This is a genomic window from Variovorax sp. PEI5, from assembly GCF_056679935.1.
In genome coordinates this window covers 318,843-343,303 of sequence record NZ_JBWXPH010000004.1, presented here as the reverse complement: position 1 = coordinate 343,303, position 24,461 = coordinate 318,843, and the positions used below count along the sequence as shown (strand labels likewise).

Genomic DNA, 24,461 nt, shown 5'->3' with positions numbered 1-24,461 from the left:
GCACCTGCATCGTGGTCGCGGAGTAGGACAGGACGCCCTGAGGGCGCGTCGAGCCCGGGAGCGGAACGGCGCCGCAGGGGTCCGGTCAGTCGCTGGCGCTGAAGCCCGAGGCCTTCACCAGGCGGGCCCAGCGCTGCGTCTCGGCGGCGACGGCCCGCTCGAATGCCGGTCCGGCCTCGTTCGGCACGTCGAAGTTCTGCGCCTCCAGGCGGGCGCGCAATGCCGGATCGGCATGGGCCGCGACGGCCGAGGCGAGGATCGCGTCGAGCACCGGCCGCGGCGTCGCCGCCGGCGCCAGGACGCCGAACCAGATCGTCGTCGAGAGGGCCGGCGATCCGAGTTCGGCCAGCGTCGGCACCGCCGGCAGCGCCGGCGAGCGTCGCGGACCGGTCACGGCGATGGCGCGCAGCTTGCCGGCCGCGATGTGGGGCGCCGCCACCGCCAGCTGCGTGAAGCCGAGCGGCACCTGGCCCGCCAGCAGGTCGTTCACCTGCGGCGCCGAGCCCTTGTACGGCACGTGGACCAGGTCCGCCTTGAGCTGCTCGTTGAGCTGGAAGCCCAGGAAATGCGAGGGCGTGCCGGGACTGAAGGACGCATAGGCGGCTTCGCCCCGGTGGGCGCCGATCCAGCGGCCGAGTTCGGCGAAGGTGGTGGCGGGCACCGATGGATGCGTCACCAGCACCAGCGGCGCCTCGACGCCCTTGACGATCGGCTTGAAATCGGCCGCCTTCCAGCGCAGCCGGTCGTAGGCGGCCGGGTTGATGGTGACCATCGATTGCGTGCCGATCCACAGCGTGGCGCCATCCGGGGGAGCGCGCAGCACCGCCTCGGCGCTCAGGTTGCCATTGGCGCCGGGCTTGTTGTCGACGACGAAGGTGCCGCCGGTCTGCCGCGTCCACTGCTCGGCGAGGGCCCGCGCATACAGGTCGGGCGCGCTGCCGGCGGCGCTGCCCACCACCAGCGTGACGGTCCGGCCCGGCCAGGCCTGCGCCCAGACCGCCGTGCCCCAGCAGGAGGCGGCCGCGGCCAGCAGGAGGGCGATGGCATGTCGCCGCCGCTGCCCCGCGCCGGCCGCCGTCATGTCAGATCGCCTCGGGATCGGTGCGGATGCTGGTGCGGTCACGATGCCGCTTCTCCTTGCCGAGCACGCTGTCGAGCGCGCTGAGGACCTTGGTCTCGGCGCCACGGAAGGCCTGGTCGAGCGAGGGCGCCTGGTGCGAGACGGCGACCGGCGCGTGCTGCGGCACGTGGGCCTCGATCAGGCAGCGCTTGTCATCGGCGCCACCCTTGGCGCTGTTGACGTCCGACAGGTGCACCTCGACCCGCCGCACGTCCTCGGCGAAGCGCGCCAGCGTCTGGCGGATCTCGCCATCGGCCCAGCGTTCGAGATCCTCGCGGTTGTCCATGCCGTTGCCCGTGTTGATGTGGATTTCCATGTCGGTCCTGGTTGAAGTGGTCGAAACCCCAGTGGAACACCGGCTCCATTGACCCGTGGCGCCGCGGGGTCGACAGCGCGCGTCGGACATCGGCGCCACCGGGTCGCCACCGTGTCGCGATCGTGTCAGGGCAACGGGAAAACCCGCTCTTGCGCCGCCATCGGCGTCCCCAGAATCGCTTGTCCGACAAACCGGCAAACGACCGGTCCACGCCGCATCGCGCGGCCCCCGACAGGAGACACACCGTTGGCAGACCGCAGCATCGAACCGGGATCCAGGGCCGCGCGCGCGGCCGACGATGCCGCGGCCGGCGACGGCGCGGCCGGGATGTTCGACCGGCTGCATCTGACGCCCGCCTACAAGGTGGTGTCCTCCGAGATCGAGCGCAGCATCCTCGGCGGCCAGCTCAAGCCCGGCATGCCGCTGCCCACCGAGCAGAGCCTGGCCGAGCGTTTCGGCGTCCATCGCTCGACGGTGCGCGAGGCGATCCGCCAGGTCGAGCAGGAGGGGCTGGTGCAGCGCCGCGCGGGCCGGCGCCTGTTCGTCACCCTGCCCGGGCTCTACGACATGGCGCCGCGCGCCGCCCGGCTGCTGCTGCTGCAGCAGACCACCTTCGAGGAGCTGTGGCAGGTGGCCGCGACGCTGGAGCCGCTGGCCGCGCGACTGGCGGCGCTGCACGCCACGGCGGCCGACCTCGAGGCGCTGGAGGACAACACCACCCTGACCCGCCAGCTGCAGGGTCGGGGCGCCGCCACCGTCGAGGCGCACCAGCGCCTGGTCGAGCTCGACGTCGAGTTCCACGCGCTGGTCGGGCGCGCCAGCCACAACCGGGCGCTGATGCTGGCGCGCGAGCCGATCAGCCTGCTCTACAACCCGACGCTGCTGCGGATCCACCTGCACCTGCCGCAGTCCAAGGCGCGCAACCTCGACGCCCATCGCGCCATCATCGATGCGCTGCACCGGCGCGACGCCGATGCCGCCGCCGACTGGACGCGGCGGCACATGGACGATTTCCGGCGCGGCTTCCGCATGACCGGGCTCGACATGGGCGCGCCGGTCCAGGCCGCCACGGCGCGGGCCCCGGGCGGTTCGTAGCCCGCTCCGGGCGCACGCGCACGCACACGCATCCGCACAGACACACAACGAAGGAGACAAGCATGCAGAAGACATCCGCACGACGCACCTCGCCGGTCCACGCGCTGGCGCTGGCCATCGCCGGCCTCGCCGCGACGCTGGCCCCGGCCGCCCGGGCCCAGGCCCCGGCCGCGGCCGCCGGCACCGAGACCTTCAAGGTCGGCATCGTCAGCTTCCTCTCGGGCCAGGCGGCCGAGAGCTTCGGCATCCCGGCGGTCAATGGCGCCAAGGCCCTGGTCGAGGCCTTCAACAAGGGCGAGGCGCCGGCGCCCTACGACAAGGCCGGCATCGGCGGCATGCGCATCGAGGCCGTCTACATCGACGAGAACGGCGGCGCCACCAAGCAGGTGCAGGAACTGCGCAACCTCTACGACCGCGAGAAGGTCGACGCGGTGGTGGGCTACGTGAGCTCCGGCGACTGCCTGGCGGTGGCGCCGGTGGCCGAGGAGATGAAGAAGTTCCTGATCCTCTACGACTGCGGCACGCCGCGCATCTTCGAGGACGCCAAGTACAACTACGTCTTCCGCACCGCCTCGCACGCCACCATGGACAACGTCGCCCTGGCGCGCTACCTGAAGGCCCGCAACATCAAGGCCGAGTCCTTCAACATGATCAACCAGGACTACGCCTGGGGCCAGGACTCGCGCAAGGACTTCACGCTGTCGATGGCGCAGCTCTATCCGCAGGCCAAGCTGGGCGAGGACCTGCTGCCGAAGTTCGGCGCCGGCCAGTACGGCACTGAGATCTCGGCGCTGATGTCCAGGCGCGCCGACGTCACGCATTCGAGCCTGTGGGGCGGCGACCTGCAGGCCTTCATCCTGCAGGCCGGCCCGCGCGGCCTGTTCAAGCGCTCGCAGGTGGTGCTGTCGGCGGCCGACCACGTGCTGACCAACCTGGGCGACAAGATGCCCGATGGCGCGATCCTCGGCGCGCGCGGCTCCTATGGCCTGCTGTCGCCCAAGTCGCCGCTCAACGACTGGTGGTGGAGCATCTACCAGAAGAGCTACCAGACCTACCCGGCGCAGGCTCCCTACCGCATGGCGCAGGCGCTGCTGGGGCTGAAGATGGCGGCCGAGAAGGCGATGGCCGCCAATGGCGGCAAGAAACCCACGACCGAGCAGCTCGCCGCCGCATTGACCAATGCCGAATGGGATTCGCCCGGCGGGCGCATCCGCATGACCCTGGGCGGCGGCCACCAGGCCACGCAGGAGACCGCCATCGGCAGGACGCGCTACGACGCCGCCAAGAAGATGGTGGTGCTCGACGACATCCAGCGCTTCCCGGCCGCCTGCGTCAACCCGCCGGTCAACGTGAAGTCGGAGGACTGGATCAAGTCCGACTTCGCCGGCGCCAAGTGCAACTGACTCGATAACGCCAGGTCCCATGGCCACCGCCCTCACCATCCTGATCGACGGGCTGAGCTACGCCTCGTGGCTCTTCATCGTCGCGCTCGGGCTGACGCTGGTCTTCGGCGTGCTGAAGATCCTGAACATCGCGCATGGCAGCTTCTATGCCCTGGGCGCCTACGCGGCGGCCAGCTTCGTCGCCTGGTTCGCCAGCATGAAGTTCGCGCCCGAGTGGTCGCTGGTGGCGATGCTGTTCGCCGCCGTCGCCGTGGCGGTGCTGGTGGCGCCATTGACCGAGCGCGGCCTGATGCGCTTCTTCTATGGCCGCGACGAGGTGCTGCTGGTGCTGGTCACCTATGCGCTGTTCCTGGTGCTGGAGGACGTCACCAAGCTGCTGTGGGGCGCCAACCCGTACTACGTCTCGGAGCCCTATGCGATGTTCGGCAATGTCGAGATCGGCGACCAGGTGTATGTCGGCTACGACTTCATGCTGATGGGGCTGGCGGTCGCCGTCGGGCTGGCGGTGTGGTGGGGCCTCAACCGCACGCGCCAGGGCAAGATCGTGCTGGCCGTGATCCACAGCGAGGAGGTCGCCGCCAGCATGGGCGTCAACGTCTCGCGGGTCTACATGCTGGCGTTCGGCGTCGGCGTCTTCCTGGCGGCGCTGGGCGGGGCCTTCACGGCGCCGCTGATCTCGGTGCAGCCGGGCGTCTCGGTGGGCGTGATCATCGTCTCGTTCGCGGTGGTGATCATCGGCGGCCTCGGCAGCATCGAGGGCGCCGCCATCGGCGCGCTGATCGTCGGGCTGGCGCGCTCCTTCGCCGTCCACGTGATGCCCCAGGCCGAGCTGTTCTCGATCTACATCGTGATGGCGCTGGTGCTGATGGTGCGTCCCGAGGGGCTCTTCCAACGCATCCAGGCTAGAAAGATATGACCACCCCCAGTCTTCGCGCACTGCGTGTCGCTCCGTCAACCCCCTCGGAGGGGGCAACACCGGAGGACCGGCGCAGCCGGATCCTCGGTGTTCCTGGGCCTTCGCCGCGGCGCGGCGTCGTGCTGGGGAGTGGCGTTCTTCTGATCGTCGTGCTGTTGGTGGCGGGGGCGTTCATGCCGAAGTGGCTGACGTTCCTGCTGACGATGGCGGCGTCGCACGGGCTGGTGTCGCTGGGGATCGTGCTGCTGATGCGGGGCGGGGTGGTGTCGTTCGGGCAGGGGCTGGTGTTCGCGGTGGGGGGGTACGCGGCGGCACTGGCGTTCAACCGGCTGGGCTTCACCGATGCGCTGGGGCTGGCGCTGACGGGCGGGGTGGCGGCGACGCTGGTGGCGGCGCCGTTCGCGCCCCTGCTGTCGCGCTACCGGGGCATCTTCTTCGCCATGCTGACCCTGGCGATGTCGATGGTGGCCTATGGCGTGCTGGTCAAGACCAGCGCCCTGGGCGGCTCGGACGGCTTCAACATGGGTCGCGCGACCCTGTTCGGCCAGGCGCTGCCGGACGCGCGCTCGGGCTATGTGCTGTATGGCGTGACGATCGTCTGCGCCGGCGTGCTGGCCCTGCTGGCGCGGGTGTACTTCGATTCCACGCGCGGCCTGGTCACGCAGGCGGTGCGCGAGAACGAGCTGCGGGTCGAGTACCTCGGCGGCTCGGTGCGCCAGGCCATGAGCCTGAACTTCCTGCTCGCGGCCTTCGCCGGCGGCTGCGGCGGCGCCCTCACGGTGATGTCGCTCGGCCACATCGATCCCAACTTCAGCTACTGGACGACGTCGGGCGAGTTTGTCTTCGTCGCCATCCTGGCCGGCTGGCAGAGCGTGCTGGCGGTGTTCGTGGCCTCGACCCTGCTGGAGGTGGTGCGCTCGTTCTCCAGCCTGTACTTCCCCAACACCTGGCAGCTGTCGCTGGGCATCTTCCTGCTGCTGATGATCCGCTTCCTGCCCGATGGCATCGGCTCGCTGTGGGTCGATCGCGGCCGCAAGGGAGCACGCCGATGAGCGCCGGGCGCGAGATCCTGCTGCGCGCGAGCGGCATCGAGAAGCGCTTCGGCGCCGTGGTCGCCGCCAGCGGGCTCGACGTCGGCGTCGCCGTGGGCGAGCGCGTCAGCCTGATCGGCAGCAACGGCGCGGGCAAGACCACCTTCGTCAACATGATCACCGGCTACCTCAAACCCGACGCCGGCAGCATCGTGCTGGGCGGGCGCGACATCACCCGGCTGGCGCCGCGCGCGATCACGCGGCTGGGCGTGGCGCGCTCGTTCCAGATCCCGCAGCTGTTCACCGGCATGTCGGTGCTGGAGAACATGCTGGTGGCGCTGGCCTGCCATGGCGAGCGGCTGTCGTTCTGGCGCACCGCGCGCCAGGCCGACGCGGTGGCGCGCGCCGATGCGCTGCTCGAGCGCTTCAACCTCGCCGAGCATCGCCAGCGCCGCGTCGCCGAGCTGCCCGGCGGCGTGCGCAAGCTCCTCGACATCGCGATGGCACTGACCGGCGAGCCGCGCCTGCTGCTGCTCGACGAGCCCACCAGCGGCGTCTCGGCCGAGGAGAAGTTCCCGATGATGGAGATCGTCATGCGGGCCCTGGGCCAGGAGCGCATGGCGGTGCTGTTCGTCGAGCACGACATGGACATCGTCGAGCGCTATGCCGATCGCGTGATCGCCTTCTATGCCGGCCGCATCATCGCGGACGCCGCGCCAGGGGTGGCGCTGGCCGCCGACGACGTGCGCCGCTATGTCACCGGCACCCTGCGCGCCGACGCGCCACTCTCCTAGCCCTTCCGGAAGCATCGCCATGCTCGCCATCGAATCGATCCACGTCGCCATCGGCTCCGTCCAGGTGCTGCGGGGCCTGTCCCTCGACGTCGCCGCCGGCCGCATGGCCGGACTCATCGGGCGCAACGGCGCCGGCAAGACGACCCTGCTGCGCTCGGTCATGGGCCACCTGGCGCCCTCGAGCGGTCGCATCGCCTTCGACGGCCGGGACCTGGCCTCGCTCGGCCGCCACGAGCGCGCCGCCCGGGGCATCGGCTACATGCCGGAGGACCGGGGCCTGGTGCCGGAGCTGACGGTGGAGGAGAACATTTTGGTGCCGCTGTGGGCGACGCGCTCGCGCGCCATCGCGCAGCGGCTCGATTTCGTCTATGGCGTGCTGCCCGAGCTGGCGGCGATGCGCGAGCGGCGCGCGCTGCTGCTGTCGGGCGGCCAGCAGAAACTGGTCGCGCTGGCGCGCGCGCTCGCCGTCGGCACGCGGCTGCTGCTGCTCGACGAGCCCTTCGAGGGCGTGGCGCCGGCCCTGTCGATGCGCCTGGGCGAGGTGATCGCCGGCCTGCGCGGCGGCGATCTCGCGGTGCTGATCGCGCAGTCGGACCTCAACCATTCGCGCCGGCTGGTGGATGTGGAGTACGTGATCGAGCGCGGCGCCAACGTGGCGCCCGGGCCGGCCCCGGCCCCGGACGCGCTGCCGGAGGCGCTGGCGTGACGGCCGCCTCGCCGTGGGACGCGCTGCCCGGCGGCGTGCCGGCGATGCGCTGCGAGGGTCTGCATGGCGACCGCGTGGTGCGCTGCTTCGTCGAGCGCCCGGCCAGCGTGCATGCGCTGCTCGAGGCCGCCGTGCGGACCCGGCCCGACGCCGAGGCCGTGGTCTGCGGCGACCGCCGCTGGTCCTATGCGCGGCTCGACGCCGAGGTCGCGCGCCTCGCCGGTGGCCTGGCGGCGCATGGCATCGGCGCCGGCGACCGCGTCGCGCTGTTCATGGGCAACCAGCCGGCCTTCGTCGCCGTGCTGTTCGCGCTGCAGCGCCTGGGTGCCATCGCGGTGCCGATCGGCGAGCGCGAGCAGCGCCCGGGCCTGGCCTACATGCTCGGGCAGTGCGGCGCTCGTGCCATCGTGGCCGATGCCGCGCTGGCCGATCGCGTGCCCGATGTCGCCGAGGTGCCGGGGCTGCGCCTGCGGGTGGTGGCCGGGACGCAGGAGCCGGGAGCGGGGGTGGAGGCGGAGGCGGGGGCGGGCAGGGCGGCCTTCGTCGACCTGGCGACGCTGGCCGCGTCCGGCACGCCCCGCATCGAGCCGTGCGAGGTGCGGCCGGAGGACACGGCCTTCATCCTCTACACCTCCGGCACCACCGGCCGCCCCAAGGGCGCCATGCTCACGCACCTGAACATCGCGCATTCGGTGCGCCATTACGAGGTCTGCATGGGCCTGCGCGCCGGCGACCGCTCGGCGCTGGCGGTGCCGGCCAGCCACGTCACCGGACTGGTCGCCATCATCCTGGCGCTGGCGCACGTGGGCGGCACGGTCGTGCTGCTGCCGGAGTTCAAGGCCGCCGGCTTCATCGCCGTCATGGCGGCCGAGCGCGTGACCCACACCCTGATGGTGCCGGCCATGTACACGCTGTGCCTGATGAGCCCGGCGCTCGAAGGCGCCGATCTCTCGCGCTGGCGCGTCGGCGGCTATGGCGGGGCGCCGATGCCGGTGGCCGCCATCGACGCGATGGCGCGGCGGCTGCCCGGCCTGACGCTGGTCAACGCCTATGGCGCCACCGAGACCACCTCGCCCGCCACCCTGATGCCGCCGGGCCTGACGCGCGACCATGCCGACACCGTCGGCGTGCCGCTGCCCTGCGCCGACGTGCGCGTGATGGACGAGGACGGCCGCGAGCTGCCCGCCGGCGCCACCGGCGAGCTCTGGATCGCCGGGCCGATGGTGGTGCGCGGCTACTGGGACAACCCGGAGGCGACGGCCGCCGCCTTCACCGGCGGCCACTGGCATTCCGGCGACCTCGGCCAGGTCGATGCCGAGGGCTTCGTGCGCCTGGTCGACCGCAAGAAGGACATGCTCAACCGCGGCGGCTTCAAGATCTATTCGGTCGAGGTCGAGCATGTGCTGATGGCGCTGCCCGGGGTGGTCGAGGCGGCCGTGGTGGGGCGCCCCTGCCCGGTGCTGGGCGAACGCGTGCATGCCTTCATCCACGCGCCCGGTCTGGCGCGCGACGACGAGGCGGTGCGCGCCCACTGCCGCGCGCGGCTGACCGACTACAAGGTGCCCGAGACCCTGACCTGGGCCGAGTCCCCGCTGCCGCGCAATGCCGGCGGCAAGCTGCTCAAGCGCGAGCTGCGCGACCGGCTGGCCACGCCGGCCGACGACCGCGGCTGAGCCGCGCCGACCGCCCCGCGCGTCGCCGTCCGGCGGCTCGCCGTTCCCTTGTCCGACACGCCGTTGCATCGTTCGCCGATGGTGCGGTGACGCGCGCGCGCATCGGAAAAGTCATAAAGGCGAAAAAACAGATCATAAAGTAGTAGTTTTGTTTCCGAAACGGCCTTTTGATTTTTACAATGTCATACGTTAGTACACGTTTTGTCTGAAAAATCAAAAAAGGACGTGCCATGCACGCACAAGTTCGGGAATCCCGGGGAATTCCCTCTTACTGGATTGGGCTGATCTGCGCCCTGCTGCTGGTCTCCTGCGGCGGCGGCGACGGCGGCAATGCCACGGGAAGCACCGCGTCGACACCGGCCGTCGCATCCGTCGCCGGCGCGCCCACCCTGAGCTCCGCCGGCGCCCGCAAGCCGGCCCTGCCGAGCGCGGGGCGCTGGGGCGCGCGGATCACGCTGCCACTGGTGCCGGCCTCGGCGGCCCACCTGCCCGATGGCCGCGTGCTGTTCTGGTCGGCCAACGACCGCTTCGGCTTCACCGATGTCGGCCAGGCCTACACGGCCCTGTTCGATCCGGCGACCGGGCAGTCGACCGAACGCTTCGTCAACCTGACCGGGCAGAACATGTTCTGCCCCGGCACCACCAACCTCGCCGATGGCCGGATCCTGGTGAGCGGCGGCTCCAATGCCGACAAGACCAGTCTCTACGACCCCGCGACCGGCGCCTGGTCCGTCGGTTCGACGCTGCGCATCCCGCGCGCCTACCAGGCCAACACCCTGCTGCGCGATGGTTCGGTCTTCACGCTCGGCGGCTCCTGGGCCGGTGGGCAGGGCGGCAAGCATGCCGAGATCTGGACCGAGGCGACCGGCTGGACCCTGCTGGGCGGCGTGAAGGTCGACGATTTCGTCACCGGCGACCCGGCCGGCATCTACCGCGCCGACAACCACATGTGGCTGCTGCCGGCGGGCAATGGCCAGGTCTTCCACGCCGGCCCCAGCAGCCGCATGCACTGGATCGACACCACCGGCGGCGGCCGCGCGCAGCCGGCCGGACCGCGTGGCGACGATGCCGACAGCATGAGCGGCAATGCCGTCATGTACGACACCGGCAAGATCCTGAAGGTCGGCGGCTCGCCGGCCTACCAGGAGAGCAACGCCACGGCGGCGAGCTACGCGATCGACATCCGCGCCGAGGCCCGGGTGCGCAAGCTCGCGCCCATGGCCTACGCCCGCGCCTTCCACAACAGCTTGGTGCTGCCCAATGGGCAGGTGATGGTGGTCGGCGGCCAGAGCTACGCGGTGCCGTTCTCGGACAACACCAGCGTGCTGCCAGCCGAGCTGTGGGATCCGGTCGGCGAGACCTTCACCACCCTGGCGCCGATGAGCGTGCCGCGCAACTACCACAGCGTGGCGCTGCTGCTGCCCGATGCGCGCGTGCTCTCGGCCGGTGGCGGCCTGTGCGGCGCCGGCTGCGCCGCCAACCATGCCGACGCCCAGATCTTCTCGCCGCACTACCTGTTCAACGACGACGGCAGCGCCGCCACGCGCCCGGTCATCAACGAGGCGCCGACCAGCGCCGTCTATGGCAGCGACCTGTCCGTGGCCACCGACGGCCCGATCGCGTCCTTCGCGCTGATCCGCCTGTCCTCGGTCACGCACACCGTCAACAACGACCAGCGGCGCCTGACCCTGCGCCACGCGCCGACCGGCGACAACCGCTATGCCGTGAGCCTGCCGAGCAACCCGGGCTGGGCGCTGCCGGGTAAGTACATGCTGTTCGCGCTGAATGCCGATGGCGTGCCCTCGGTGGCCCGGATCTTCACGCTGGCGGCCGGCGGCACGCCGCGCCTGCTGCCGATCCTGGAGCAGTCGGCCACCGTCGGCCGCGCCGCGTCGCTGGCCCTGGCGGCCGCCGGCGCCACGCGCTTCGAGGTCACCAACCTGCCGCCGGGCCTGAGCTACGACAGCGCCAGCCAGACCCTGCGCGGCACGCCGACCGTGCCCGGTCGCTACACCGTCACCGTGCTGGCCGGCAATGCCGAGGGCGCCGTCAGCACCGACTTCCTGTGGCGCGTCGATGCCGCCGGGGCGGTGCGCTTCGTCAGGCTGGAGCAGCTCGGCGAGATCGGTGGCAATCCCTGGGGCTCGATGGCCGAGCTGAACCTGCTCGACGCCAATGGCCAGCCGCTGGCGCGCGGCGCCTGGAAGATCAGCGCCGACAGCGAGGAGCGCGCGGCCGAGAACGGCGCCGTCACCCGCGCCATCGACGGCGACGCCAACACCTTCTGGCACACGCAGTACGCCCCCACCTCGCCGCCGCCGCCGCACAGCGTCGTGGTCGACCTGGGCTCGGCGCAGCGCCTGGGCGGCCTGCGCTACCTGCCGCGCCCGGGCGGCGGCAATGGCACCTTCGCGCGCTTCCGGGTCTACCTGAGCGCCGATGGCGCGAACTGGGGCAATCCGATCGTCGACGGCGACTTCCGCCAGATCGCCGCCGGCACCACCGGCGAGAAGACGGTCTCCTTCAGTGCCGGCGTCACCACCAACTACGCCCCGGTCGTGGGCTCGCCGGGCGACCAGACCCACCAGCCGGGCGACACGGTGGCGCTGGACATCGTCGCCTCCGACGACCAGTCCGAGCCCTTGCGCTTTGCCGCCAGCGGCCTGCCGCCGGGCCTGACATTGCGCGCCGACTCCGGCGCCATCACCGGCCGCGTCACCACCGCCGGCACCTATGCGGTGACGGTCACGGCCACCGACCGGGCCGGCGCCGCCTCGTCCACCACCTTCACTTGGCGCGTGCGTTCGCTGGCGCCGCCGGCGCCCACCGTCGCCGCGCCGGTCATCTCCAGCGGCGGCACGGCCAGCTTCACGGCCCAGGTCGCCGGCGACACCACCGGCCTGCGCTTCGCCTGGGACTTCGGCGACGGCAGCGCGGCGACCGCCTTCTCCACCTCGTCCTCCACCACCCACCGCTACGACGCGCCCGGGCTCTACACGGTGACGGCACGCGTGCGCGACACCACCGGCCAGGAGACGGTCTACCGCTTCACCCAGGCCGTGGCGGGCACCACCACCGCCGGTGGCGCGGCGCCCAACGCCACCAGCGCCTTGGCGTGGGAGCCGGCCACCTCGACCCAGGGCGCCCGGCTGTGGGTGGTCAATCCGGACAACGATTCGGTCAGCGTCTTCGACGGCGCCACCTATGCCCGGCTGGCCGAGGTGGCGGTCGGCAAGGGACCGCGCACCGTGACCCTGCTGCCGGGCCTGCGCCAGGCCTGGGTCGCCAATCGCGACGGCGCCAGCATCAGCGTCATCGACACCGGCAGCCGCGCCGTGCTGCGCACGCTCGCGCTGCCACGGGCCTCGCAGCCCTGGGGCGTGGTGGCGGCGCCGGCCGGCGACCGCGTCTATGTGAGCCTGGAGGCGAGCTCGCGGCTGCTGCAGCTCGACACCGGCGGCGCCACCCTGGCCGCGCTCGACCTGCCCGGGGCGCCGCGCCACATCGCGGTGTCGGCCAATGGCGCGCAGCTGCTGGTCGCGCGCTTCGTCAGCCCGCCGCAGCCGGGCGAGGACACCGCCACCGTGGGCACCACGCGCGATGGCGCGGCCACCGGCGGCGAGGTCTGGGCCGTGGCGACCGCGCCGCTGGCGCGCAGGAAGACCATCGTGTTGGCGCACAGCGCCAGGGCCGACAGCACCACCCAGGGCCGCGGCGTGCCCAACTACCTGGGCGCCCCGGCCATCGCGCCGGACGGCCTGTCGGCCTGGGTGCCCTCCAAGCAGGACAACATTCAGCGCGGCCGGCGGCGCGACGGGCTCGACCTGAACTTCGAGAACACCGTGCGCGCCATCGACTCGCGCATCGCGCTGGGCACCCTGGCGGAGGACGCCGGCGCCCGCATCGACCACGACAACGCCAGCCTGGCCAGCGCCAGCGTGTTCCATCCGAGCGGCGCCTACCTGTTCACGGCGCTGGAGACCAGCCGGCAGATCGCCGTCGTCGATCCGGTCGGCCGGCGCGAGCTGTTCCGTGTCGATGCCGGCCGCGCGCCGCAGGCGCTGGCGGTCTCGGGCGACGGCCAGACGCTGTTCGTCGCCAACTTCATGGACCGCTCGGTCGGCGTCTACGACCTGCGGCCGCTGGTCGGCTTCGGCCAGACCAGCCTGCCGGTGCGGACCACGCTGGCGACCATCGCCACCGAGAAGCTCGGCGCCCAGGTGCTGCGCGGCAAGCAGCTGTTCTACGACGCCCGCGACACCCGCCTGGCGCGCGATGGCTACATGAGCTGCGCGAGCTGCCACTCCGATGCCGGCCACGACGGCCGCACCTGGGACTTCACGGGCCTGGGCGAGGGGCTGCGCAACACGGTCGCGATCCGCGGCCGCGCCGGCATCGGCCACGGCCTGCTGCACTGGAGCGGCAACTTCGACGAGGTGCAGGACTTCGAGGGCCAGATCCGCGACCTCGCCGGCGGCACCGGTCTCATGACCGACGCCCAGTTCGCCACCGGCACCCGCGCCCGGCCGCTGGGCGACCGCAAGGCCGGCGTCAGCGCCGACCTGGACGCCCTGGCGGCCTATCTGGGTTCGCTCGATACCTTCGCGCCCAGTCCGCTGCGCAACGCCGATGCCTCGCTGACCCCGGCGGCGGTTGCCGGCAAGGCGGTCTTCGCCGCCGCCAACTGCGCCAGCTGCCATGCCGGCGCGGCCTTCACGATCAGCTCCGACGCCAACGCGCTGCGCGACGTCGGCACCCTGCGCCCGAGCAGCGGCCAGCGTCTGGGCGCCACGCTCGGCGCGCTGGACGTGCCGACGCTGCGCGACGTCTGGGCCACCGCGCCCTACCTGCACGACGGCCGCGCCGCGACGCTGGCCGAGGCGGTGCAGGCACATGCTGGCAACACCGTCGCCGGCGGCGACCTGGCGAATCTGGCGGCCTACCTGCAGCAGATCGGCGCCGAGGAGGCCGCGCCGACGGCGGGCACCGGCGGCACGGGCGGCACCGGCGGCACCGGCGGCACGGGGGGTGGCACGACGCCGACCGCCACGCCACCGTCCACCGCCATCGCCTGCGGCAGCGAGGGCCAGACGTGCAACCTGCCAGCCGGCAGCACGGCCACCGTCTGGTATGGCGCCAACGACCAGTGGGCCGTCAGGACCGGCCTGACCGGCGCTGTCGCCTGCGGCAACGACCTGTTCGGCGATCCGGTCTGGGGCGTCGCCAAGTCGTGCCGCTACGTGGTCAGCACCGCCGGCAGCGCGCCGCCATCGACGGCGGTCGCCTGCGGCGGCGAGGGCCAGACCTGCACCCTGCCGACGGGCGCGACGGCCACGGTCTGGTATGGCGCCGGCAGCCTCTGGCGCAGCAAGACCGGCGTCACCGGTTCGATCGCCTGCGGCAACGACGTGTTCGGCGATCCGGTCTTCGGCACGGCCAAGACGTGTCGCTATGTGGTGACCGCCACGGCCACCCCGCCGAGCGCGCCCAGCGCGACGCCGCCGTCCACGGCCACGCTCTGCGCCGGCGAGAACCAGACCTGCGCGCTGCCCACGGGTGTGAGCGCCACGGTCTGGTATGGCGCCGGCACCCAGTGGGCCTTCAAGACCGGCCTGAGCGGTCGCATCGCCTGCTACAACGGCACCTTCGGCGACCCGGCCCCGGGCGTGGTCAAGTCATGTCGCTACCAGTGACGACGGCAGGGCGGAGCATCCCATGAAGCAGCGCCTGGTGGTGGCGATCATGCTGCTGGTGGCCGGCCTGCTGCTGGCGCCCCTCGCGCAGCGTCACCTGCAGGCGCGCCAGCGCACCGACCTGGGCGAGCGGCTGCTGCTGGGCCTCGGCGGCGCGGGTGATGCGGGCCCGATCGGCAGCGGCGACGCCGCCGCCGCCGGGCCGTTGCGCGGCCGGCTGGCTGGCCATCCGGACCTGCTGCCCGTGGTGGCCACGCGCTGCGTCAACTGCCACGCCGTCGACGGATCGAAGCGCCCGCCCAGCGCCGCCGCCTTCGGTCCGGCGCTCGGTCCCGCGACCCTGGCCCGGGCCCTGGCCCGGCGCGGCGGTCCGCCCTCGCGCTACGACGCCGACAGCCTGTGCCGCCTGCTGCGCGAGGGGGTCGACCCGGCCTGGGTGGTGATCGACGCGGCCATGCCGCGCTACGAGATCGACGCCGCGCAGTGCCAGGCGCTGTGGGCGCGCCTGTCGCATCCGCCGCCGTCCTGAATCCGCCACCGCCGCCGCCGTCGCCGTCCGGCCCACGTGCCATCCGCTTTCTCCGTTCCCGATCCATCCAGCGAGTCACATTTCCATGCAACGCCGTCATCTGCTCTGCGCCGCCGCCGTCCTGGCCGGCGCCACCCGCGTCGGACCGGCGCGCGCCCATGGCGGCCTGGTGCTGCCGCCGGAGGCGCCACCGGCGGTGCGCCTGCGGCTGCAGGATGGCCGCCAGCTGGCGCCGGCCGCGCTGTTCGGGGGCCGCGTGACGGCCGTGCAGTTGATGTTCACCGGCTGCAGCGCGACCTGTCCGATCCAGGGCGCGCTGTTCGCGGAGGCCGAGCGCCTGCTGCTCGCGCGTCGACCGGCGGTCGAGGACCTGCAGCTGGTCTCGGCCAGCATCGATCCCCTGGCCGACGATCCGAAGGCGCTAGCCGCCTGGCTCGGTCGCTTCGGTGCCGGCGGCCTGTGGCGCGCCGCCGCGCCGGCGGTCGCCGATCTCGATCGCTGGCTGGATTTCCTGCAGGGCCGGCGCGCCGGCGCCGATCGCCACACCACGCAGGTCTACCTGTTCGACCGGCGCGGCCGGCTGGCTTTGCGCAGCGTCGACCTGCCGCCGGCGGCCGAGGTGGTGCGCCTGATGACCGAGCTGGCGGCCCGGCCGGCCTAGCGCGGGCGTGGGCCTGGGCCGGACGGCGCGGCCGTCGCCCCCTCCTCAGACCCGCTCGAACACCGCCGCGATGCCCTGGCCGCCGCCGATGCACATCGTCACCAGCGCATAGCGTCCGCCGGTGCGGTGCAGCTCGGCGATCGCCTTGGTCGTGATGATGGCGCCGGTGGCGCCCACCGGGTGGCCCAGCGAGATGCCCGAGCCGTTGGGATTCACTTTGGCCGGGTCGAAACCCAGCTCCTTGATGACCGCGCAGGCCTGCGCCGCGAAGGCCTCGTTCGATTCGATGACGTCGAAGTCCGCCACCTTCAGGCCGGTGCGCGCCAGCACCTGGCGCGTCGCCGGCACCGGGCCGATGCCCATGTAGGCCGGCTCGACACCCGCGTGCGCATAGCCCACCAGGCGCGCCAGCGGCTTCAGGCCCAGGGAGCGCACCCGCTCGGCATTCGCCAGCACCACGGCGGCGGCGCCGTCGTTGATGCCCGAGGCATTGCCCGCCGTCACTGCGCCGTCCTTCCTGAAGGCCGGCTTCATCTTCGCCAGCGCTTCCACGGTGGTGTCGGCGCGCACGTGCTCGTCGGTGTCGAAGAGCGTCGTGCCCTTGCGCGTCCTGACCTCGACCGGGACGATCTGCTCCTTGAAGCGGCCCGCCGCGATGGCCGCCGCCGCGCGCTGCTGGCTGGTCGCGGCCAGCGCGTCCATCTGCTCGCGCGTGATGCCATGGCGCGCGGCCACGTTCTCGGCCGTGATGCCCATGTGGATCTTCTCCCACGGGTCGTGCAGGATCCCCAGCATGTAGTCGACCAGCACCGCGTCGCCCATGCGCGCGCCATAGCGCGCGGCGGTGTCGAAGTACGGGCCCCGGCTCATCGACTCGGAGCCGCCGCCGATGGCGATGTCGCAGTCGCCCAGGGCGATCGCCTGCGCCGCCGAGACGATCGCCTGCAGGCCCGAGCCGCACAGGCGGTTGACGTTGAACGCCGGCGTCTCGACCGGGCAGCCGGCATCGATGGCGGCGACGCGGCTCAGGTAGGCATCCTTGACGTCGGTGGGGATGACGTTGCCCATCACCACGTGGCCGATGGCGTCGGCCGGCACGCCGCTGCGCTCGATTGCGGCCTTGACGGCGGTGATGGCGAGCTGGGTGTTGGGCACGTCCTTGAGGGCGCCGCCGAAGGTGCCGATGGCGGTGCGGGCGGTGCCGATCACGAAGATGTCGGGCAGGGTCATGGGGTGGGGTCTCCAAGAAGGGTCGAGCGAAGGCGCGCGTTCAGCGGCCCGTGAAGGCCGGCGGCGTGCGCGCGCGGAAGGCGTCCACGCCGATGCGGAAATCGTCGGTGGCGGCGCAGGCCTGGAAGGCGGCGGCCTCGGCATCAAGCTGAGCCGGCAGGTCGCGGTCGAAGGACGAGCGCAGCAGCCGGCGCAGGTGGCCCAGCGCCACGGTCGGTCCGGCGGCCAGGCGGCGCGCCAGGGCCAGCGCCTCGGCCTCCAGGTCGGCGGCCGGCACCACGCGGTTGACCAGGCCGATGCGTTCGGCGGCCTCGGCGTCGAGGGTCTCGCCCAGCAGCGCGATCTCCAGCGCGCGGCGCAATCCGACCCGGCGCGGCAGCGCCCAGGAAGCGCCGACGTCGCAGCTGGCGCCGATGTTGGCATAGGCGAGGTTGAAGCGCGTGCCGGTGGCGGCGAGCACGAGATCGGCCTGCAGCATCAGGCTCAGGCCGGCACCGGCCGCCACGCCATGGACCTGGGCCACGACCGGCGCGTCGAGCGTGTCGAGCAGCGTCAGGGCCTCGTGCAGCGGACCGATCAGCTCGGCCGCGCCGCCTTGCGGGTCAGCGCTCAGCACGGCCAGGTCGCCGCCGGCCATGAAGCCCTTGCCGGACCCGCTCAGCAGCACCGCGCGCACCGTGCGGTCGGCGGCGATCTCCCGCACGGCGGCCAGGAAGGCCCGGGCCATCGGCGGATCGATGGCGTTGAGCGCCGCCGGCCGGTTGAAGCGCAGGGTGGCCACCGCGCCGTCGCGGCCCGTCAGCAGGGGGGCGTCGGTCGTCGTGGTCATGCGGGATGTCCGTGGGGGAGGGGATTCTTCGGCATGGGATTCGTCGGTTCGAAGCCGCCGGGCGGCATGGCGGGGTGCGCCGGGGCATGCCCGGGAGCCGGGCAAAGTATGAACCGCCGGATCGCGTTTGACGAGCCGGCAGCTGCACCGCCTGTCGCGCACGAGGCAGGCCGTTGAAATCGATCCGGGCCCATAGGCTCTTGTAGCGGCGTAGGTAGCCTGCGATCGTTTCTATCCTGGCCAAAGCGCGGGTTTCTCTGTGCGAGACAGCGATTTAGTTTGCGCATCCAATTAGCCGCGGATGTGCCAAGCTGAGTCAGTGAGTTTCTGAGGCCTTCTACGTCACCTATCCCCCCGTAGGTCAGAAACTTTGGTGATCTAGTTCAAAGCCTGCTTAAAAACTGCATTGGGAATGAGTCAGCAGCTAGATATGTCGACCTCAGCATCCTGAAAAGCTCACGCTGTGCGGCGCAGTGTTGTGCAGTGCGGCGTTTGGACTGCTCAGGGTTTTTGATTCAGCCGACGTAGGCCGGGGGCAGGCGACTGACGAATTCGGCGAAGTCGCGCCCGCCGATCGAGATGTGCTCCAGCATGGCGGCATGGCCGCGCGCCGGGTCACCGCTCTCGATGCCGGCGAGCAGATGACGATGCTCCTCCAGCGAGCGGCCGATGCGCCCGGGCGACTCGAAGCGGTCCTGCGTGTAGGCGGCGCAGCGCGTGCGCAGGATACGGATCTGGTGCGCCAGCATCTGGTTGCGCGCCGCCTCGTAGATCGCCTGGTGGAAGTGGTCGTTGGCGTCGTGGTAGGCGGCCGGATCGGCCGCCGCCGCCGCCACTTCGCAATGCTCGAAGGCCGCGCGCAACGCCGCGCGCGCCGGGGCATCGAGCCGGCGGGTGGCGAACTTCGCGGCCGCCGCCTCCATCTCCGCCAGCAGCTCGAGCAGTTCGCGCAGGCGCGCGATCGACAGCTTGGGGACCACCACGCCGCTGCGCGAGCCGGCCGTCACGAAGCCCTCGGCCGCCAGTTGCAGCATGGCCTCCCGCACCGGCGTGCGCGAGGCCTGGAACCGGGTGCACAACGCCTGCTCGTCCAGCGCCATGCCCGGCGCCAGCGCGCCCTGCGAGAGGTCATCGATGACCGTCTGCCGGATGTGGGCGGCGAGCGTCAGGCCGCTCTGAGGGTTTGCACTGTCATGCATACGGATGGGTCTTCGTAATATACAAATAGAACATCAAAGTATATCGAAGCATGCCATCGATCGCCTCTTTCTCCAGACGCCACGTCGTGGCGACGGGTCTCTTCCTCGCGGCCTGCGGCAGCGCCCTGGCCCAGGAGCCCTGGATGCCGACCCGACCGATCCGGCTGGTGCTCGGCTACACACCCGGCGGTTCGGCCGACCAGGTTGCGCGCGACCTGGCGCCGGTGATGGAGAAGGTGTTGGGGCAACCGGTGGTGGTCGACTACAAGCCCGGGGCCGGCGGCGCCATCGCCGCCGAGCTGGTCGCCGGCGCGCCGCCCGACGGCCTGACCCTCGGCCTGCTCGACGGCGGCCCGCTGACCATCGTGCCGAACGCGCGCAAGGTGCCCTACGACCCGGTGACCTCGTTCTCGTACGTGGGCATCGTCAGCCAGTCGCCGCTGGCGTTCCTGGTGCATCCCTCGCTGCCGGTCCGCGACATTCCCGAGCTGGTCGCGCTGATGCGCCGGTCGCCCGGCTCGCTGAGCTATTCGACCTCCGGCCTGGGCACCATCCACCAGCTCTCGGGCGAACTGCTCAAGTCCAGCACCCGGACCTTCATGGTCCACGTGCCCTATCGCGGCGCCGGCCCGGCCATGAACGACCTGATGGCGGGCGAGGTGAAGGTGTCGGTCGCGACCATCGGGCCGGCGGTGCCGGTGGTGCAGCAGGGCCGGGCGCGGGCGATCGGCGTGACCTCGCTGCGCGAGGTGCCGGCGCTGCCCGGCGTCAGGCCGGTGGCCGAGCAGGGCGTGCCGGGCTTCGACGCGCAGGGCGTGTTCGTCATCGCCGGGCCTCGGGGCCTGCCGGCGCCGGTGGTCGCCAGCCTGAATGCCGCGCTGAACGCGGCGCTCGCCACGCCGGCCGTGCGCGACCGCATGGTGTCCTTCGGCAGCGAGGTGGTCGCCGGCACGCCACAGGCCGCCGCCGACCTGATGCGGCGCGACTTCGCCCGCTGGGGCCGCCTGATCCGCGAGCAGAACCTGCGCTTCGACTGAGGCCGGCATCGCGGCCGGCGGTCCGCCACCGCCCGTGCGCGCTGCTTCTCCATTCCTTCATATTCCACCCACCCACCACCCATGACCGACTCCTCCGCCACCGATACGCCGCCCGCCACCGCCACCGCCACCGCCGCCGTTGCGTCGCAGCCGCCGGCGCTGGCCATCGATGGCGCCGTGGCGACCATCACCTTCCGCCGCCCGGCCACGCACAACCGCATCGAGCCCGACGACGTCGGCATCCTGCGCGGCTACCTGCGCGAGCTCGATGGCCGCGCCGATGTGCGCGTGATCGTCTTCGCCGGCGAGGGCCGCACCTTCAGCTCCGGCTTCGACCTCACGCGCCTGGGCACCACCGCGACGACCAACGCCGAGAACACCTTCGAGCTGCTGACCGACGAGATCGAGAACACGCGCGCCGTGACCCTGGCCCGGCTCGACGGGCCGGTCTTCGGCGGCTCGACCGACCTGGCGCTGGCCTGCGACTTCCGCATCGGCGCCGAGGGCATCCGCATGTTCATGCCGGCCGCGCGGCTCGGCCTGCACTACTACGGCCACGGCCTGCGGCGCTGGGTCTCGCGCCTGGGCCTGGGCGCGGCCAAGAAGCTGTTCCTGACCGCGCGCCAGATCGATGCCGCCGAGATGCGCGCCATCGGCTACCTCGACGCGCTGGTGCCGCGCGCCGAGTTCGACGCCGAGCTGCGGCGCTGGATCGACGAACTGCTGGCCATGGCCCCGGTGCCGCTGGTGTCGACCAAGCGCGTCCTCAATGCCATCGGCCGCCAGCAGTACGACGAGGAGATCGCGCGCGCCGACTACCGCGCCAGCCTGGCGACGGAGGACGTCGGCGAGGCGCTGGCCGCCTTCAAGGACAAGCGCCCACCGGTCTTCAAGGGCCGCTGAGATGACGCACCGCGACGAGCTGCCGCTGGCCGGCGTGCGGGTGCTGGAGCTGTCCCAGATCATGGCCGGCCCGACCTGCGGGCTGATGCTCTCGGACATGGGTGCCGAGGTCATCAAGATCGAGAAATTCCCCGCCGGCGACGATGCGCGCGGCTATGCCAAGCCGGGCGACCCGGGCCTGGCGCCGGGCTTCCTGATGCTCAACCGCGGCAAGCGCTCGGTCGCCTTGGACATCCGCAGGCCGGAAGGCCGGCGGGTGGTCGAGCGCCTGGTGGCGCGCTGCGATGTCGTGACGGAGAACTTCCGGCGCGGCAAGCTCGACGCGCTCGGACTGGGCTACGAGCAATTGCGGCTGATCAATCCGCAGCTCGTCCATTGCTCGATCAGCGGCTACGGCCCGGCCGGCCCGCTGGCCGGGCATGGCGGCTTCGACCTGGTGCTGCAGGCCTTCTCGGGCCTCATCAGCGTCACCGGCGATGGCCCGGGGCACTTCGCCAAGCCGGGCAACTCGGTCTCGGACATCAATGCCGGCATCCTGGCCGCGCTCGGCGTCGTCACCGCCTATGTGAAGCGGTTGCGCACTGGGCAGGGCAGCCATGTCGACACCTCGCTGCTGCAGGCCTCGATGCAGCAGATGTACTGGTTCGCGGCGGCCTACTTCTTCAACGGCGCGATCGCCGAGCCGATGGGCACGGCGCATCCGCTGATTGCGCCCTACCAGACCTTCGCCTGCCGCCAGGGCGCAATCGCGCTGGGCGGCGGCAACCAGGCCAACTGGAGCCGCATCGCGCAGGTCCTGGGGCATCCGGAGTGGATCGCCGACCCGCGCTTCCTGAGCGGTCGCGATCGCCTGGCCCACCGCCAGACGCTGGAGGCCATGATCACGGCCGAACTCTTGGCGCACGACGCCGAGCACTGGATCGCGGTCTTCGAGGCGCAGGGCGTGCCGGTCGGACCGGTGCACGACGTCGGCCAGGCCATGGAGCATCCGCAGGCGCGCGCCATCGACATGGTGGTGGATGTCGAGCACCCGGCGGGCGGCACCACCCGGTCGCTGGGTTGCCCGATCCATTTCGATGGCGTGGCGCCCTTCAACGGCTCCCGCGCGCCGCATGTGGGCGAGCACACGTTCGAGGTGCTGGGCGAGGCCGGCTTCGAGACCGACGAGCTGGCCGCGCTGGAACGTGACGGGGTGCTGGCGCAGTACCGCGCCTGAGTCGGAGCCTCAGGCGCCCTGCGTGCGCGCGATCTCGGCCGCGATGTCGAACAGGATCCGCGAGAAGGCGAGGGCGCTGGCGGAGCGGCCGCCGTTGTCGCGGTAGAGGACCGAGAAATTCAGCGAGATGCGCGGCACGAAGGGCTTCACCACCAGCTCCTCGCAGCCGGGGCCCCGGGCCGCGAACAGGTCCACCACCGAGATGCCGACGCCCTGCCGCACATAGCTGATGACGGTAGGCGAATGCACGATCTCCAGCCGCACCCGGGGCCGCGCGCCCGAGGCCAGCAGCGCCGCGTTGATCTGCATGCGCAGCACGCTGCGCAGGCCCAGCGAGATGAAATCCTCGCCGTCCAGGTCGGCGACCGTGACCTGCTTCCTCGACGCCAGCCGGTGCGAGGCCGGCATCACGCAGACCGCGTGCGTCACCGGGCAGGGATCGTGGTCGATGTCGTGGCGGTCCGCCGGCAGAACGCCGAACGCCAGGTCCAGCTGGCCGTGCGCGATCATCTCCACCAGGGCGAGCGAGTTGTCCGGATGTACCGAGACGACGACCTCCGGATAGGCCTGGCGGAACAGGCCCACGGCCTGCGGCAGGCAGCTCACCGCCAGGTTGGGCATCGCGCCGACGTGCAGGTAGCCGGCATTGGATTCACGGATCGCGCGTGCCGCCTCGCGGATGCGCTCGGCGCCCGAGAAATGGCGCTCGACCTCGCGATGGAGCTGCTGGCCCTCGTCGCTGGGCACCAGCTGGGAGCCATGGCGATGGAACAGCGACAGGCGCAACTCGTGCTCCAGGTCGCGGATCAGCCGCGTCACCGCCGGCTGGGAGATGCTCATGAGCTGGCCCGCGCGCGTCATGCTGCCCGAGAGCATCACGGCGCGGAATGCCTCCAGCTGGCGGAAGTTCAGGGGGCGCTGGGGTGTGGCATCGAAAGGCTTCTTCATCGATCGAAAAGCATAACATCCGCTTATTCCGACCGCCGCTATTTCGATTCGACATTATTGCGTCCCATGCCGATCATCACTGGCAGACGACCCCATCCCGGGGTCCTTTCCAGGAGCATCGAATTGGCAGACATCATTGGCGCGAACGTGGACCGGCTCGTCACCGTGGAGATGCGCAACCGTGCCATGAACCACCACATCATCGGACCGATCTACGACGAGGCACGGCGCGAGGGTGGTGGCCGTCCGATCACGGCGCGCGCCGCCGAGGCGCTGGTCGACCGCGTGCAGCCGGGCGACACGGTGCTCATCGTCACCGGCGCCGGCTATGCGCCCGAAGCGCCCAACGGCGAGAGCGACGGCCCGCCCGGTGCCGCCGCCCTGGCGCGGGCCCTGTTCTGGGGCCTGGAAGCGGTGCCGGTCTATGTCACCGAGGAATGTCATGCGCCGCCGGTGGTGGCGGCCAGCCAGGCGGCGGGCATCATGGTGCGCGACCACGAGCTGGCCAAGCAGCGGCGCATGGGCGCGAGCCTGGTCACCGCGCCGACCCGTCAGGACGCCATGGAAGCCTGGGCCCGCGAACTGCTCGACACCCATCGGCCGAAGGCCATCATCGCCATCGAGCGGCTGGGGCCGAACGACCAGGGGCTGGTGCACTACTCGACCGGCGTGGTGCCGAAGAACTATGTCGACTTCAGTCCGCTCTTCGCGGAGGCCGCACGGCGTGAGGTGCTGTCGATCGGCATCGGCGACAACGCCAACGAGATCGGCTTCGGTCGCATCCACGCCTTCATGCAGGACTTCCATCCCTACGGCCGTCGCTGCCAGTACGAAGGCGGGACCGGCGTGCCGACGGTGGTGCCGACCGACATTTTCCTGCCGGCCTCGGTCTCCAACTGGGGCGCCTACGGCATCGCCGCCATGCTCGGTTTCCTGAAGAAGAACATCGATCTGGTGCAGACGCCGGAACTGGAGCGCCGCATCGTCACGGCCTGCCTGGACGCCGGCGGCTGGGAAATGCGCTATTGCACCTCGCGCTTCATCGTCGACGGCACGGAGGGCGAAAGCTCGATGGCCATCGTGCAGCTGCTGCGCGACATGGTGCGCGTCAACATCGCGCCGCCGGACCGGGGGTTGTCGCATGGCCGGCTGGAGCGCTGAG

At 71.6% G+C, this 24,461-nt stretch carries 20 protein-coding genes; 14 read left to right on the top strand and 6 right to left on the bottom strand.

Going from position 1 to position 24,461, the window contains the following annotated elements; genetic code table 11:
• Nucleotides 1-85 precede the first annotated feature (85 nt).
• Nucleotides 86-1,081, bottom strand: a complete 996-nt coding sequence (locus tag AC1MLT_RS23285; protein ID WP_481036846.1) for a Bug family tripartite tricarboxylate transporter substrate binding protein — start codon at nt 1,079-1,081, stop codon at nt 86-88.
• A gap of 1 nt (nt 1,082) precedes the next feature.
• Nucleotides 1,083-1,436, bottom strand: coding sequence for an HPF/RaiA family ribosome-associated protein (locus AC1MLT_RS23280; protein WP_481036844.1), 354 nt, complete (start codon nt 1,434-1,436; stop codon nt 1,083-1,085).
• A 246-nt stretch (nt 1,437-1,682) separates the two neighbouring features.
• On the opposite strand from AC1MLT_RS23280, the gene AC1MLT_RS23275 reads away from it, so the two are divergent.
• From AC1MLT_RS23275 to AC1MLT_RS23230, 10 genes are all read left to right on the top strand, one after another.
• Nucleotides 1,683-2,531: a FadR/GntR family transcriptional regulator gene (locus tag AC1MLT_RS23275; RefSeq protein ID WP_481036843.1), complete on the top strand. Its 849-nt coding sequence runs from the start codon at nt 1,683-1,685 to the stop codon at nt 2,529-2,531.
• Nucleotides 2,532-2,593: 62 nt separating this feature from the next.
• Complete coding sequence (locus AC1MLT_RS23270) at nt 2,594-3,934, top strand: ABC transporter substrate-binding protein (RefSeq protein WP_481036841.1); 1,341 nt, start codon at nt 2,594-2,596, stop codon at nt 3,932-3,934.
• A 19-nt stretch (nt 3,935-3,953) separates the two neighbouring features.
• Nucleotides 3,954-4,850, top strand: coding sequence for a branched-chain amino acid ABC transporter permease (locus tag AC1MLT_RS23265; RefSeq protein ID WP_481036840.1), 897 nt, complete (start codon nt 3,954-3,956; stop codon nt 4,848-4,850).
• Nucleotides 4,851-5,023: 173 nt separating this feature from the next.
• Nucleotides 5,024-5,902 carry a branched-chain amino acid ABC transporter permease gene (locus AC1MLT_RS23260; protein WP_481036839.1) on the top strand — a complete coding sequence of 293 codons (879 nt, stop codon included), beginning with the start codon at nt 5,024-5,026 and terminating at the stop codon, nt 5,900-5,902.
• Complete coding sequence (locus AC1MLT_RS23255) at nt 5,899-6,675, top strand: ABC transporter ATP-binding protein (RefSeq protein WP_481036838.1); 777 nt, start codon at nt 5,899-5,901, stop codon at nt 6,673-6,675. Before AC1MLT_RS23260 ends, AC1MLT_RS23255 begins: the two co-directional genes overlap by 4 nt.
• Before the next feature lie 19 nt (nt 6,676-6,694).
• Nucleotides 6,695-7,381: an ABC transporter ATP-binding protein gene (locus AC1MLT_RS23250; RefSeq protein ID WP_481036836.1), complete on the top strand. Its 687-nt coding sequence runs from the start codon at nt 6,695-6,697 to the stop codon at nt 7,379-7,381.
• The gene (locus tag AC1MLT_RS23245) at nt 7,378-9,054 is read left to right on the top strand and encodes a class I adenylate-forming enzyme family protein (RefSeq protein WP_481036834.1); all 1,677 of its coding nucleotides are present in this window, start codon (nt 7,378-7,380) and stop codon (nt 9,052-9,054) included. Before AC1MLT_RS23250 ends, AC1MLT_RS23245 begins: the two co-directional genes overlap by 4 nt.
• Before the next feature lie 230 nt (nt 9,055-9,284).
• Complete coding sequence (locus AC1MLT_RS23240) at nt 9,285-14,747, top strand: putative Ig domain-containing protein (RefSeq protein WP_481036832.1); 5,463 nt, start codon at nt 9,285-9,287, stop codon at nt 14,745-14,747.
• A 22-nt stretch (nt 14,748-14,769) separates the two neighbouring features.
• On the top strand, nt 14,770-15,276 hold the full coding sequence (locus tag AC1MLT_RS23235) for a hypothetical protein (RefSeq protein ID WP_481036831.1): 507 nt from the start codon (nt 14,770-14,772) through the stop codon (nt 15,274-15,276).
• A gap of 85 nt (nt 15,277-15,361) precedes the next feature.
• Nucleotides 15,362-15,937 (top strand): SCO family protein, encoded by a 576-nt coding sequence (locus AC1MLT_RS23230; protein WP_481036830.1) that lies wholly within the window; start codon nt 15,362-15,364, stop codon nt 15,935-15,937.
• Between the two features lie 45 nt (nt 15,938-15,982).
• Here the strand turns inward: AC1MLT_RS23230 and AC1MLT_RS23225 are convergent, their stop codons facing one another.
• From AC1MLT_RS23225 to AC1MLT_RS23215, 3 genes are all read right to left on the bottom strand, one after another.
• A complete protein-coding gene (locus AC1MLT_RS23225) occupies nt 15,983-17,167 on the bottom strand; it encodes an acetyl-CoA C-acyltransferase family protein (protein ID WP_481036829.1) in 1,185 nt (394 codons plus the stop codon).
• Between the two features lie 40 nt (nt 17,168-17,207).
• Nucleotides 17,208-17,996, bottom strand: coding sequence for an enoyl-CoA hydratase/isomerase family protein (locus AC1MLT_RS23220; protein WP_481036828.1), 789 nt, complete (start codon nt 17,994-17,996; stop codon nt 17,208-17,210).
• 515 nt (nt 17,997-18,511) lie between these two features.
• Nucleotides 18,512-19,195, bottom strand: a complete 684-nt coding sequence (locus tag AC1MLT_RS23215; RefSeq protein ID WP_481036826.1) for a GntR family transcriptional regulator — start codon at nt 19,193-19,195, stop codon at nt 18,512-18,514.
• An 86-nt stretch (nt 19,196-19,281) separates the two neighbouring features.
• Here AC1MLT_RS23215 and AC1MLT_RS23210 point away from each other — a divergent pair, with 86 nt between their 5' ends.
• The 3 genes from AC1MLT_RS23210 to AC1MLT_RS23200 all read left to right on the top strand — a co-directional run bounded on the left by AC1MLT_RS23210 (nt 19,282) and on the right by AC1MLT_RS23200 (nt 22,351).
• Nucleotides 19,282-20,232 (top strand): Bug family tripartite tricarboxylate transporter substrate binding protein, encoded by a 951-nt coding sequence (locus AC1MLT_RS23210; RefSeq protein WP_481036824.1) that lies wholly within the window; start codon nt 19,282-19,284, stop codon nt 20,230-20,232.
• Nucleotides 20,233-20,313: 81 nt separating this feature from the next.
• Nucleotides 20,314-21,135 (top strand): enoyl-CoA hydratase/isomerase family protein, encoded by an 822-nt coding sequence (locus AC1MLT_RS23205; protein ID WP_481036822.1) that lies wholly within the window; start codon nt 20,314-20,316, stop codon nt 21,133-21,135.
• A gap of 1 nt (nt 21,136) precedes the next feature.
• Nucleotides 21,137-22,351 (top strand): CaiB/BaiF CoA transferase family protein, encoded by a 1,215-nt coding sequence (locus AC1MLT_RS23200; RefSeq protein WP_481036821.1) that lies wholly within the window; start codon nt 21,137-21,139, stop codon nt 22,349-22,351.
• A gap of 9 nt (nt 22,352-22,360) precedes the next feature.
• Here AC1MLT_RS23200 and AC1MLT_RS23195 read toward each other — a convergent pair whose 3' ends face one another.
• On the bottom strand, nt 22,361-23,299 hold the full coding sequence (locus AC1MLT_RS23195) for a LysR family transcriptional regulator (RefSeq protein WP_481036820.1): 939 nt from the start codon (nt 23,297-23,299) through the stop codon (nt 22,361-22,363).
• Nucleotides 23,300-23,422: 123 nt separating this feature from the next.
• Between AC1MLT_RS23195 and AC1MLT_RS23190 the strand changes: the two genes are divergently transcribed.
• On the top strand, nt 23,423-24,460 hold the full coding sequence (locus AC1MLT_RS23190; protein WP_481036819.1) for a glutamate cyclase domain-containing protein: 1,038 nt from the start codon (nt 23,423-23,425) through the stop codon (nt 24,458-24,460).
• Nucleotide 24,461 lies beyond the last annotated feature (1 nt).